Origin of the sequence: Paenibacillus dendritiformis, assembly GCF_021654795.1 — a bacterium.
Lineage (GTDB): Bacteria > Bacillota > Bacilli > Paenibacillales > Paenibacillaceae > Paenibacillus_B.
Genome location: NZ_AP025344.1, coordinates 727,233 through 739,588, shown reverse-complemented (window position 1 = coordinate 739,588; position 12,356 = coordinate 727,233). Strand labels below are relative to the sequence as shown.

9 protein-coding genes are annotated in these 12,356 nt (G+C 55.3%); 3 read left to right on the top strand and 6 right to left on the bottom strand.

What is annotated here, in order from left to right:
- Positions 1–53 precede the first annotated feature (53 nt).
- The 5 genes from L6439_RS03175 to iolD form a co-directional block, all read right to left on the bottom strand.
- Positions 54–926 (bottom strand): sugar phosphate isomerase/epimerase family protein, encoded by an 873-nt coding sequence (locus tag L6439_RS03175; protein ID WP_213470145.1) that lies wholly within the window; start codon positions 924–926, stop codon positions 54–56.
- A 221-nt stretch (positions 927–1,147) separates the two neighbouring features.
- The gene (locus tag L6439_RS03170; RefSeq protein ID WP_168180978.1) at positions 1,148–2,737 is read right to left on the bottom strand and encodes a solute:sodium symporter family transporter; all 1,590 of its coding nucleotides are present in this window, start codon (positions 2,735–2,737) and stop codon (positions 1,148–1,150) included.
- Between the two features lie 39 nt (positions 2,738–2,776).
- Entirely contained in the window at positions 2,777–3,844 is a 1,068-nt protein-coding gene (locus tag L6439_RS03165) for a Gfo/Idh/MocA family oxidoreductase (protein ID WP_213470143.1), read from the bottom strand.
- Between the two features lie 37 nt (positions 3,845–3,881).
- Complete coding sequence (gene iolE, locus L6439_RS03160; protein WP_213470141.1) at positions 3,882–4,778, bottom strand: myo-inosose-2 dehydratase; 897 nt, start codon at positions 4,776–4,778, stop codon at positions 3,882–3,884.
- Between the two features lie 212 nt (positions 4,779–4,990).
- Positions 4,991–6,925: a 3D-(3,5/4)-trihydroxycyclohexane-1,2-dione acylhydrolase (decyclizing) gene (gene iolD, locus L6439_RS03155; RefSeq protein WP_213470139.1), complete on the bottom strand. Its 1,935-nt coding sequence runs from the start codon at positions 6,923–6,925 to the stop codon at positions 4,991–4,993.
- A 409-nt stretch (positions 6,926–7,334) separates the two neighbouring features.
- Between iolD and iolG the strand changes: the two genes are divergently transcribed.
- From iolG to L6439_RS03140, 3 genes are all read left to right on the top strand, one after another.
- A complete protein-coding gene (gene iolG / locus L6439_RS03150; RefSeq protein WP_213470136.1) occupies positions 7,335–8,357 on the top strand; it encodes an inositol 2-dehydrogenase in 1,023 nt (340 codons plus the stop codon).
- Positions 8,358–8,482: 125 nt separating this feature from the next.
- Complete coding sequence (iolB, locus tag L6439_RS03145) at positions 8,483–9,286, top strand: 5-deoxy-glucuronate isomerase (RefSeq protein ID WP_213470134.1); 804 nt, start codon at positions 8,483–8,485, stop codon at positions 9,284–9,286.
- Positions 9,287–9,510: 224 nt separating this feature from the next.
- On the top strand, positions 9,511–10,515 hold the full coding sequence (locus L6439_RS03140; RefSeq protein WP_168180972.1) for a LacI family DNA-binding transcriptional regulator: 1,005 nt from the start codon (positions 9,511–9,513) through the stop codon (positions 10,513–10,515).
- A gap of 414 nt (positions 10,516–10,929) precedes the next feature.
- On the opposite strand, the gene L6439_RS03135 is transcribed toward L6439_RS03140, so the two are convergent.
- Positions 10,930–11,844, bottom strand: coding sequence for a transposase (locus L6439_RS03135; RefSeq protein WP_420540585.1), 915 nt, complete (start codon positions 11,842–11,844; stop codon positions 10,930–10,932).
- Positions 11,845–12,356 lie beyond the last annotated feature (512 nt).

The following is a 12,356-nucleotide window of genomic DNA, read 5'->3' as shown; positions in this document are numbered from 1 at the left end:
GAGAACGGCCTTTCCCTGCATATTATGTTTATGAAAAAGACCCGTACTAACGATTACGCTTCATCCCAGAAACGCTTCAAATTTTTCAACCCGATCGATGAGCCGATCCGGCAATCTTCCATACCCTCGAACTCAAGCGTAATATAACCGTCATAACCGGATTGCTTGATGAGCTTGATGATTTCCCGCATTGGCAAGTCGCCCTGGCCCAGAATAGCTCCACGCAAATAATTATCGTTAGCCGTCAGGAACCAGTCTCCCTCGCCCGGATGCTCATAGAATGGACGCACATAGAAATCCTTCACATGGACGAGCGAGGCATACGGCAAGTTTTTCTTCATGCCGACAAGCGGATTCTCATCGACGCACAGGAAGTTCCCGACATCGAGCGTTGTTTTGAAATTCGGACGGTTTACCGATAACAATACACGCTGCACGCGATCGCTCGCTTGAGCAGAGAAGCCGTGGTTTTCCAAGGTCGTCGTAATGCCGAACTGTGCCGCATAATCCGCGATCCGGCGGCTTCCTTCCACCATCAAATGCAGATTCGCCTCGAACCATTCGATCGTCATCTGCTCCTTCGGCAAAGTGAAGGCCGTGACATCATGGCGCATATGCTTGATCCCCATACGATGCAGCAAATCGACATGCTGCTTGACGCGCGCGACTTCGGCCTCGAATGCTTCATCCGTCTCCTGAACGAAGTTGGCCGGCATCGAATAGTTCGATAGATCAATGCCCCGCTCTTTCGCCTTGTCGCGAACGGCATCCGCCAGCTCCAGGTTATCAACCAACGTGAACCCGTAAGGAACAATCTCCATATGCTCCCCGCCGTTGTCGGCAATCCAGTCAATAACATCCAGTACCGTCATCTCGCCCGCTCTGATCGCTTGCAGCAGACTGTACGTGCTCAGACCCGCTTTCATCGCATCCACCTCTTCATTAAAATAATGCTGTCCCTGGAGATAACCCTTTTTGGGATACCGTTAACACAAACCTGCAGATGTAATCGCTTACCTCTGAGTTAAACTATATCATAATTTGAAGGAAGAATCATGTGAATGCCCAAGAAAAAAGCTGCCGACGCGTTCGGCAGCTTTTGTGCTGAGTAGGGTGAACCGCTCTGGACGTAAGAACCTGTCCCTGATTATGCCGCGATGCCCCATGGGGAGAATAAAACATATACGGCCACCATCAACAGCACCATGACGATCGTAAAGACTTTCGCATGTTTCCATGGCGTCAAATCGACTTTGCCCGATTCGAACAGCTCGAAATCATGCTCGCGCGGCTTCCATTTTCCGATAAGAAGCATGACGAGAACACAGACCGGGAATAATACGCTAAGAATGTACAAGAAGTTAATCGTGCCCATAAAAAACTTGGACAAGGTATATAGCACAATGTGTACCGCTAACGCAATCTTCGGCGCGCTGGCGGGCACTTTTTTACTGAAAAATCCGACGACGACCGCGGCAATGATCGGGATATTGTAAAATCCGAACATCTCCTGCAAGTAGTAATACAACCCTGAAGGCGCATACAAAATGAATGGCGCTACAATAACGGCAACGAGGCCAAGCGCGATGGCAAACCTTCTGCCAGCCTTCACCAATTGTTGCTCGGTCGCATCCGGCTTGAATATCGGCTTGTAAATATCGAGCGTAAACAAGGTCAGCGAGCTGTTCAACGCCCCGTTGAAGGAGCTTAAGATCGCGCCGAACAGAACGGCGGCGAAAAACCCGGACAGCAGCGTCGGCAGCACTTCGATGACCAGTGAAGGATAAGCCATATCGGCATTGCTTAACGAATTATTGAACAGATGATACGCGATAATGCCCGGCAGCACGAGGTAGAAGGCGCCGAAGATTTTGAACATCCCGGCGTACAGCACGCCCTTCTGCCCTTCCTTCAAGTTTTTCGCGCCGAGCGTCCGCTGGACGATGGCTTGATTCGTGCACCAATAGAACAGATTGTTGAACAGCAGCCCTGCAAAAATGGTCACCCATGGTACGGGAGAAGAACTGTCTCCTATCGAGTTCAATTTTTCCGGCTCTTTGTGCAGCAAGGTGCTCACGCCTTCGACCAGACTGCCTCCTCCGAGCGCGAACAGGCCGAGAAACGTAATCAGCAGTCCGCCGACAATGAGTCCGACGCCGTTCAGCGTATCGGAGAGCGCGCATGCGCGCAGCCCCCCGAGCACGACGTAAGCGATCCCCGTTATTCCAATGGCAAGCGACACGATCAAAATGATGCTGAAGTCACTTAAGCCGAACAGGTCGGAAATATTGAAGATCGTATCCAGCACCAGCGCTCCGGAATACAGAACCGTTGGCAGATAGGCCACCGCGTAGCCAAGTAAAAAGAGAACGGATATAAGCTGGCGCGTCCGCAGATCGTAGCGCTGCTCCAGAAAATCCGGGATGGTCGTAATGCCCGTCTTCAAATAACGGGGCAAAAACACAAACGCCATAAAAATCAAAGCAATCGGCGACGTGACTTCCCAGGCCATGACGACCATGGATGTCGCATAGCTTTGTCCGTTGAGGCCAACCATTTGCTCGGTCGACAAATTGGTCAGCAGAAGCGAGAAAGCGATTACAACGCCAGTCAAGCTGCGTCCGCCAAGAAAATATCCATCCGAGCTGTTGAGGTTGATGCTGCGCGTTTTGTACCAGGAGTACCAGGCGACAATACCGGTGTACAATAAAAAGGTGATGACAGTAATGTAGGTCATGAGTGCCCTCCTTCTCCACGCGTAGAGAGATCTGTGAAGTTACCTCGTATCGTGCGATCCGCTTAAGGCTGCGGGCTCAGCCACCTCAACCAAACGGCCGGTCTCATACGATTCCTTGCATGCATATCCAAGCGCGGTCGAGAGCACCCCGTCTTCGACCTTGACTCCCGGTTGTCTTCCTTCAAGAACGGCCTGCACAAATTCAATCGCCTCGTCCAAGTAAGCCTGCTCGAACCGCTCCAGGAACCCCTGCGCGCATTCGCGCACCACGCCGCGATCATCCATGATCGTTACCTGGTTTTTCTCGGGAACGGTACCGATCCGAAGCGATCCGAGCGTACCGATAATCTCGGTCTCGATATGGTAGCCATGGGCGCAATTGCGCCCGGCTACGAATACCCCCATTTTATTATTCGCAAATTGGACCAGGGCCGCCCCCGTCTCCGCATCTTGCAGTTGGGCCAGCTCCGTATAGCGGTGAGAGCCGCCGATGGCCCATACCCGTTCCGCTTCGACGCCCAAATACCACCGCGCCAAATCCAGGTCGTGTATGGCCATGTCGAGGAACAAGCCTCCGCTGTAGTTGCTCTTCGCGAACTGCAAAAAGCCGGGCATGGCCTGGGCCGGATCAAGCCCATAGCAGCGGATGAGCACGGGCTCGCCGATCGCTCCCGCTTCGATTTGCCGCTTGGCATAGACGTAGGAACGATCATACCTCCGCATAAAGCCGAGCATGAATACCTGCCGCGGATGACTTCGCACCGCCTCTTGGACGCGCAGCGCTTCTTCCATATAAAGCCCGAGCGGTTTTTCGCTGAAGACGTGAAAGCCGGCCGCCAACGCCTTTTCAATCTGATCGCAATGATAGGAGGAAGGCGAAGCGATGAAAATCGCGTCCAGCTCCTTGTTCCGCAGCATATCCTCATAATCGGTGTAACCGTAAGGAACGCCAAGCTGCGCCTGCGCTTCCTCCACCTCCTCCTCCTTGATGCTGCATACCGCCGCCAATCTGCAGTTCGGAATGCGATGCGCCAAATTCTCGGCATGCTGCCGTCCGAGCCGCCCCAAGCCGACGAGTCCTACCGATACGACTTTGTTGTCTCCCATTGATCCATCTCTCCCCTTCGTCTGACTGAACTCGCATTTAGACGCCAGCTTGGCGCAATATATAGTCTCGCGCTAACAACGCGTACTCGAACGGATTCGCTTTCGCTGGATCCTGCTCCGCTTCCACGAGCATCCAGCCGCGGTAGCCTGCCGTGGACAAGGCCCGGAACAGCGGCGCGAAGTCGATGCAGCCGTCTCCGGGAACGGTAAAGACGCCTTCCCTCACCGCCTGCAGGAAGCTGAGCCCCTCCTCGCGTGCGCGGCGCGCCACGTCGGGTCGGACATCCTTCAAATGAACATGCTTAATCCGATCCATATAGCGGTTCAAGATGCTCAGCGGCTCTTCGCCCGAGAATACCAGATGGCCGGTATCATAGAGCAAAGACACCAGTTCCGGATTCGTTCCCTCCATGAGACGGGCGATCTCCTCCGTTGTCTGTACCCCCGTACCCATATGATGATGGTACACAATGTCCATATCCTTCTCCCTGGCCAGCTCGCCGAGCACATGCAGACCATCGATTAAGCGCTTCCAATCCTGTTCGCCGAACACCGGCTTGCGCTCGAACAGCGGGGTCTCCATCATCCCTTGAACACTGTGACCCTGTTCGGATACGACAATGACCTTCGCCCCCATCGCATGCAGGAAGTCGCGGTGCTGAACGAATGCCGACGCCGTCTCTTCCAATGGCTTTACGGTAAGAAAGGCGCTGAACCAGGCGCTGGCCACCTCCAGCTTGCGCAGCCGGAGCGCTTTTTGCAGCGCGCCGATATCCCGCGGGTACTTGTTGCCGACCTCCGTGCCCGCATAACCTGCGAGCGCCATCTCGCTTACGCATTGCTCGAATGTATTCTCTCCGCCCAGCTCCGGCATATCGTCATTCGTCCAGCCGATGGGCGCAATCCCTATTTTCACGCTGCCTGCTGCAAACATGTCCATTCCTCCCTGATGTCATCGCGCCTCGGCCGAATGCCGGGCGGGTCGGACGCCGGGTCGGCGAAAACATGGGCCTCTTAACATGTCCCCCCGTCCGCATCCATCAAGCGGCTCGTGCCGCATGATGCGGCCACCGCCTGCCTCTTGCGGGATCCCGGAGTCTCCCCGCCCGCTCCGCCAAGGCGCGATATTTCACTGTAGCCCTTGTGTCAATAAGGTCTTGCTTGCTGCAAAAACCGCCGCCGCTCCTCGCTCGCGCGCGCAATATCCGGCTTCCCGGACACTTCCGCGACGCCGACGTTCCACCAAGCGCCGTACCCGTTCGTCATCGTCTTCGGCAGCACTTTGATATCGATGAGCGTGGAGACCGTCTGCCGCTTCGCGTCCGCGACGGCCTGCTCCAGCTCCTCCAGCGTGCGCGCCGTATACGTGACCACGCCGTAGCCTGCGGCGCTCTGGGCGAAATCAATGCCCACAAGCGGTCCGTCCAGCTTGCCGGTGGATGCATTGCGGGCGCGAAATTCCGTCCCGAAGCTGCCCATGCCGTGGCCCATTTGCAAGTTGTTAATGCAGCCGAAGCCGTTGTTGTCGAACAGCAGGACATTAATCTTCCGCCCTTCCTGAATGCTCGTGACGAGCTCGGAGTGTAGCATCAGGTAGCTCCCGTCCCCCGCGAACGCGTACACTTCGCGCTCCGGCTCCGCCATCTTCACGCCGAGCGCTCCCGAGATTTCATAACCCATGCAGGAATATCCGTATTCCATATGGTACGAGTGCGGCGCTTCGGCCACCCACATCCGCTGCAGGTCGCCGGGCAAGCTCCCCGAGGCGCCCACGACGATCGCATCGTCTCCGAGCAGCCGGTTCAACGCCGCCAGCACCCGGGTCTGCGTCAGGCAGCTGCCGAGCGCCTCGGCATATTCCGGCAGCGCTTCGTCCAAATGCCCCGCGACTTCGGGCGTGAACGAGCCGGGCGCGTACTGGATGCCGGCCAGCCGCTTCCATTCCTCGCCCCAAGCGGCCCGCGCCCCTTCGATCTCGCTCGTATAGCCCGAGCGGTACCCGGCCGCCTCCAGCCGCTGCCGCAGCGCGATCAGCGCCGCCTTCGCATCGGCCACGATCGGCGTCGCCTCCAGCTTGAGCGCGTGGAACTCGGACACGTTCACTGTCAGAATGTCCGTGTTGGCCCCGCTGAACAGCTCCTTCGAGCCGGTCGTGAAGTCGGTGAAACGCGTGCCCACGCCGATAATCAGATCGGCTTCCTTGGCCATCGCGTTCGCCGCTCCGTTGCCCGTTACCCCGATGCCGCCGAGATTGAGCGGATGCGAGCCCGGCACCGCGCTCTTGCCCGCCTGCGTCTCCGCCAGCGGAATCTCAAAAGCTTCCGCAAAGGCTTGCAGCTCCGCTCCGGCCTCGGAGTAGCGCACGCCGCCCCCGCAAATGATCAGCGGCCTGCGCTTGCTCATCATCAGCCGGACCGCATCCTCGAGCGCCGATTCCGCCGCCGGACGGCGCTCTATCCGGTGCACGCGCTTGGCGAAGAACGATGCAGGGTAATCATGCGCTTCTCCCTGCACATCCTGCGGCAGCGCGATCGTGACCGCTCCCGTATCGGCCGGATTCGTCAACACGCGCATCGCATGAAGAAGCGCGGTCATCAACTGCTCCGGCCGCATGATGCGGTCCCAATATTTGCTCACCGGACGGAACGCGTCATTCGTCGATACCGTCAGGTCATGCGGCTGCTCGATCTGCTGCAGCACCGGATCGGGCTGGCGCGAGGCGAACGTATCCCCCGGCAGCAGCAGTACCGGAATCTGGTTGGCCGTAGCCGTGGCTGCGGCCGTGACCATATTGGCGGCGCCAGGCCCGACCGAAGACGTGCAGGCGCAGATCTGCTTTCGCCGCATCTGCTTCGCGAACGCCACCGCGGCATGGGCCATCCCTTGCTCATTCCGCCCCTGATACACTTCCAATCCGCCGCTGTCTTCCTCCAGCGCCTGGCCTAAGCCTAGCACATTGCCATGGCCGAATATTGTAAAAATCCCTTTGACAAACCGCTGCTCCACTCCGTCAAACTCGACATACTGCTGATCGAGAAACTTGACGAGCGCTTGGGCCGTCGTCAAGCGAATCGTTTCCATTCCGAACACCGTCCTTACCAACGCGTAGTCATCATCTTTAGGTGCCTATAAAATTCCAATCCATCCGTTATGCGTTCCTTTCGCATTGCAGGTCGCTATAAAAGACATTCTTCCGGACTGAACTCATCCAAGCATTTGAGTTAAGCGCTTACCTTACGGCGTATTATATCCTTCCTATTTCGGGAATGTAAACGCTTTTCCATGAAAATTCAAAGTTCTTTTTTTCACAATCAGTTGTTTTTTCATATTGAAAATGAAGAGCTTTAAAGCCCTTCATAACGCACTTACTCTGTGCCCCCGAAGATTTTGTCTTGAAAACGCTTTAGTTATCACGTATAGTTGATTATGAGTTAAGCGCTTTCCCTAGCTTTACCTAGATTTTATGCTACCAAGAAAGCAGGGATAATTTATGCTGCAAGTGGGAATCATCGGCGCCGGGCGCATCGGCAAGCTGCACGCCGGCCATCTTCAACAAATGCGCGACGGGCAAGTTCGCGCCATATCGGACGTATGTATCGACGGTTTGGACGCCTGGGCTTCCGGGCTTGGAATTCCGGTTGTGACCAGCGATTACCGCGATTTGCTGCATGATCCGGACATTCAGGCCGTGTTCATCTGCTCGCCGACGAGCACGCACGCCGCAATCATTGAAGAGGCAGCCCAAGCGGGCAAGCATATTTTCTGCGAAAAACCGGTCAGCTTCTCCCTCAACGCCACGGAACAGGCCGTGGCCGCCGTGAAAGCAGCGGGCGTAAAGATGCAGGTTGGGTTCAATCGCCGTTTTGACCATAACTTCCAGAAAGCGCGTGATATCGTGCAAGAGGGCAAGATCGGGACTCCGCATCTGCTGCGCATCACGTCCCGCGATCCGGAGCCGCCATCGCCCGAATATATAGCCACATCGGGCGGCTTGTTCATGGACATGACAATTCACGACTTCGACATGGCGCGCTACGTCATGCAGAGCGAAGTGACCGAAGTGTACGCCCAAGGAGCGAATCTGATTGATCCGCGCATCGGCGAGTTGGGTGATATCGATACCGCTATCATCAGTCTCCGCTTCGCGAACGGCGCTCTCGGGATAATTGAGAACAGCCGCAAGGCCGTTTACGGGTATGATCAGCGTCTCGAAGCGTTCGGTTCGGCGGGCAGCGTCACTATGGACAATGACCGCGCCTCTACCGCGCTTGTCTCTACGGCAGACGGCGTGCATATGGACAAACCGTTATATTTCTTTTTGGAACGATATACACAAGCCTATATTCGGGAAGTCGAAGAATTCGTGCAGGCCGTGCTTCATGAACGGCCTGTCGCGTGCGATGCGAACGACGGACTGCAGGCGGAACGAATCGCACGCGCGGCGAAGGAGTCGCTGGACAGCGGACGCCCCGTCAAGCTGGAGCACCCATCCTTATCCGTACTCGGGCAGTAAAGCAGGTAAGGTCAGAAACATACGGTTGAGTCCGCATGTGCGGAATAAGCAGCCGCCAGGGGGGGCTGTCCCAGCAAGACCGCCCTTGGAATTTTTACTTTTGGCTCGGGAGGAGAGATTCTATCATGTCGAAATTAATGGTTGCACCGGGACCGCGAGACGAACACGGACAAATTTTATCGGTCACCCCGCAAAGCGCCGGCTGGGAGTATGTCGGCTTCGAAGTCTATTCCTTGCGGCCGGGCGAGGTCTTGGAACGGGATACGAACAATAGGGAGGTCTGTCTTGTCCTGTTAAGCGGGAAAGCGAAAATCCAGACCGCCAAGCAATCGTTCGGCACGCTTGGTCATCGAATGAGCGTCTTCGAGCGCATCCCTCCCTTCTCCGTCTATGTGCCGAACGATGACCGCTACTCCGTGCAGGCCGAGACGGCGCTGGAATTAGCCGTCTGCTCAGGGCCGGGCAAGGGAACTTATCCCGCCCGCGTCATCGCGCCTGAAGACGTCGGCGTAGAGACGCGCGGGTCAGGAAGCATGGAACGGCATATCCATAACATTTTGCCGGAACAGAAGGAAGCGGACAGCCTGCTCGTCGTGGAGGTCTTTACGCCAGCAGGGCATTGGTCGAGCTATCCGCCGCACAAGCATGACCGGGACGATTTGCCGCGGGAGTCGTACTTGGAGGAGACTTACTACCACGAGGTAAACCCCGCACAGGGCTTCGTCATGCAGCGGGTCTACAACGACGATCGCACGCTCGATGAGAACATGGCCGTTCCTCACCGGCATGTCGTATTGGTTCCGGAAGGGTATCATCCCGTCTCCGCGCCTCCGGGCTATGACTCCTATTATTTGAACGTCATGGCAGGCCCGAAGCGGACCTGGAAATTCCATAACGATCCGGCTCATGAATGGCTGTTCGCCAAGTAGTGTTTCTGTTGTTTTCCACATCAATACGATCCGGCAAGATCGAGGAGAATGGATGGAGTCCATTCTCCTTTTCTTTGTTTCAAGACTTTGTTTGAAGATGTAGTCAGATCTCCTTTTGTTGTTGGTAGATGTAGTCCATTCTCCTTTTATTGTCTATAATTGAGATAGCTAGGAGCATGCATGATGATAGGTTTACACGGTAAGCCAGTTAGAGAGGTTCGTTTATGAAAGCTACGATTTATGATGTCGCAAAAGCGGCCGGCGTCTCCATCGCCACGGTGTCCAAGGTGGTCAATCACACCGGCAACATCAGCGGGAAGACGCGGGAGCGGGTCATCCATGTGATGAAAGAACTGCAGTACCAGCCGAGCGTCGTCGCGTCGGCGTTGACGGGCAAGAAGACATCGACCTTCGGCCTGCTCATCTCGGATTTGGCCAACCCGTTCTTTGCCGAGGTCGCACGCAATCTAGAGGATCAGGCCCAGGCGGAAGGCTACAGCATCGTGATGTGCAGCACCGACAACAAGGACGATAAAGGCCTGAACTATATTTCCCTGCTTCAGCGCAAACAGATTGACGGCCTTATCGTCGCCTGCGAATTTTCGCGGTGGCCGCTGTTGCAAGAGAGCATTCCCGAGGGCTTCCCTGTTGTGCTCTTCTCCAAAGATATTCCTTCCTTATCCATGCATACGATTACCGTGGATGATTTCAAAGGAGGCTACGTCGCGATCCAGCACCTGATTGCCTTGGGGCACCGCCGCATCGGCATCGTCACGGAGGATAGCCCGAGCGGCGAGTACCGGGTGCGCGGCGCGAAGCAGGCGATGAGCGACGCCGGACTTGCCGTCAATGAAGATTGGATCGTGACGGTCCATTCATCGTTAGAGGACGGCTTGGCGGGCGCCGCCCGCGTGCTTGGAACAGATACCCGGCCTACGGCTTTGTTCACCTGCAACGACCTGCTCGCCGTCGGTTCCATGCAATCCGCCCAGCAGCTCGGACTGCGCGTTCCCGACGATCTATCGATCATCGGCTTCGACGATACAATTCTGTCCCGGATCGTCGTTCCTCGCCTAACGACGATACTGCAGCCGATTCCGGAGATGGCCAAGGAGACGATTCAATTGCTGCTGCGCCAATCCGACAACCCGGATATGCCCAAGCAAAAAATCATGTTCCAACCCCAACTCGTAGAGGGCCACTCCACTACCGCGGTACAGGACACCTAAAAAGAAAGGCAGGGCCGGTGCACCAGTCCGGCTCTCCCCGTATCTCTCCCCGTATCCCCCTTCGCCCATGTCCCTCCCGCCATCGTCTCCCTCAGCATCCATTCTTGTTGCACACCTTGTAAGGAATGGGGTTATGACTTTTATGACCGATATCCCAACGACTCAGAAGACAACTTAGCCATTTAATCGACTAACTAAGCAACAAGACATCCCTTTGAACTCTTATAACCAATATCCCCGTCGTTCAGGAAAGGCAAGCCGATATGCTCTTCCGAAAATGCTACGCTCTATTTTTCGGATCAAGTAAGTGAAAACTCTAACTTGGCAGCAAACTAATAGGCTAGCACAAAAAATTGCTCATCCGATAATTCCCGAGGTGCCTAATATAGTGCTCAGGCAAACCCCGCTATATATTCAGGCAGCGGTAAGGAAGGGGCCACCGTTCGGCGAGGAGGTTGTCCGCCATAAGTACCGCTGCCTTGCCCCGTTGTCTGCACAGCATATCGCGGCCAAAGGTTCCCACCCTGCCATTTCGCGGGCCCTGCACTCTTCCCGGTAGCAAAATTCATCCAGGTAATACTGCAGATACTTGCCGCTTATCCCACGGAACGTCTCGCATAACCATCGCTGCGCTCGCCGAAATACGCCATATAATGGACTTTGCTTGACCCGAAATCGCTGGCGGATTATAGTGACGTTCCATTCCGGCGCGGCAATATGTTCTTCGATAAAACGATCGCGGCCGCAAGGAAGCAGCAGCTTCCCAGACATATGCCGACGATTCACCAGTTTCATTTTGTAGTGGCGTCCTTCCCCATTCGAAGCCAGTGAAGCCGCCACGATAATCGGCTGCTCCCGAGGCGCAAGATCGACACTGGGATATAGTTTAGGGCCGTTGAAGGCAATAAAGCCATGCACATGCCCTTCCAGCCGCTTCCCTTCATCGGCACAGCTAATCGCTGTGCGAATTTTATGTAGCATCGACCATGCCGTCTTGTAAGTGACATCAATAATCGAGCGCAAGCGGACCGCATTAATGCCTTCCTTTGGATTAGAGACGAGCCAAATTGCCGCAATCCACTTCCGCAACGAGGTTCTGCTGCCTTCAAAAATCGTTCCTGCCGTGAGGGATGTCTGATGGCGGCAAGAGCCGCATTCATATAGAGGAAGCCGCCGTGTACGAATAAAGTAAGCCTTGGGATGCCTGCAATTCGGGCAGCGGAAGCCTTGAGGCCATTTGAACGAGAACAGAACAGGAATACAAGATGCCTCCGTTGGAAATCGGTTCATCACTTCCCCCAAAGTTCCAGCACCCAACAAGTCTTCCACCACAGCGCCCCCCTTTAAATATCCAGGACCACAAACGTATGTTCCTATATGAAGGATACCAAACATTTGTTCCCAAGTCAAGGGTGTCAATGGAATTACACTTTTCTTTTATAGCACGTCTCCAATAAAGAGAAAGATTTGAAGCCCTCGCCCAGTGGGTGAATTGGCTTTCATGAAGTCTTGAAGTTCCCCTGAAGGATTGGGAAATTCATCGTTAGGCCGCAAAATTGCAGGGAAGACCTGAATCGTCAACTAATTCATCGTTGGTCAAGAAAAACAGCTAAACAGATAAATGAATCATAGCAGGAGAATCATAGCAGGACGCAGGGGCACCGGAAAATCCTGAGTCGTTGGGATGCATCACTGGGGGTAGATTTCAAGAGACGCATCTTAGGGTTGAAGAAAAACCTTAAGGATTTCGGAGACTGCCATTGGATCGCGGGGCATACCTGAGTCGTTGGGAAACCGCCATTGGTTCCCAGGGAACACCTAAGTCTTTGGGAAACCGCCAT

Excerpts from the sequence above, each read along its gene's own strand:
- L6439_RS03175 (WP_213470145.1), bottom strand. The coding sequence starts at position 926 with ATGAAAGCGGGTCTGAGCACGTACAGTCTGCTGCAAGCGATCAGAGCG.
- L6439_RS03170 (WP_168180978.1), bottom strand. The coding sequence starts at position 2,737 with ATGACCTACATTACTGTCATCACCTTTTTATTGTACACCGGTATTGTC.
- L6439_RS03165 (WP_213470143.1), bottom strand. The coding sequence starts at position 3,844 with ATGGGAGACAACAAAGTCGTATCGGTAGGACTCGTCGGCTTGGGGCGG.
- iolE (WP_213470141.1), bottom strand. The coding sequence starts at position 4,778 with ATGTTTGCAGCAGGCAGCGTGAAAATAGGGATTGCGCCCATCGGCTGG.
- iolD (WP_213470139.1), bottom strand. The coding sequence starts at position 6,925 with ATGGAAACGATTCGCTTGACGACGGCCCAAGCGCTCGTCAAGTTTCTC.
- iolG (WP_213470136.1), top strand. The coding sequence starts at position 7,335 with ATGCTGCAAGTGGGAATCATCGGCGCCGGGCGCATCGGCAAGCTGCAC.
- iolB (WP_213470134.1), top strand. The coding sequence starts at position 8,483 with ATGTCGAAATTAATGGTTGCACCGGGACCGCGAGACGAACACGGACAA.
- L6439_RS03140 (WP_168180972.1), top strand. The coding sequence starts at position 9,511 with ATGAAAGCTACGATTTATGATGTCGCAAAAGCGGCCGGCGTCTCCATC.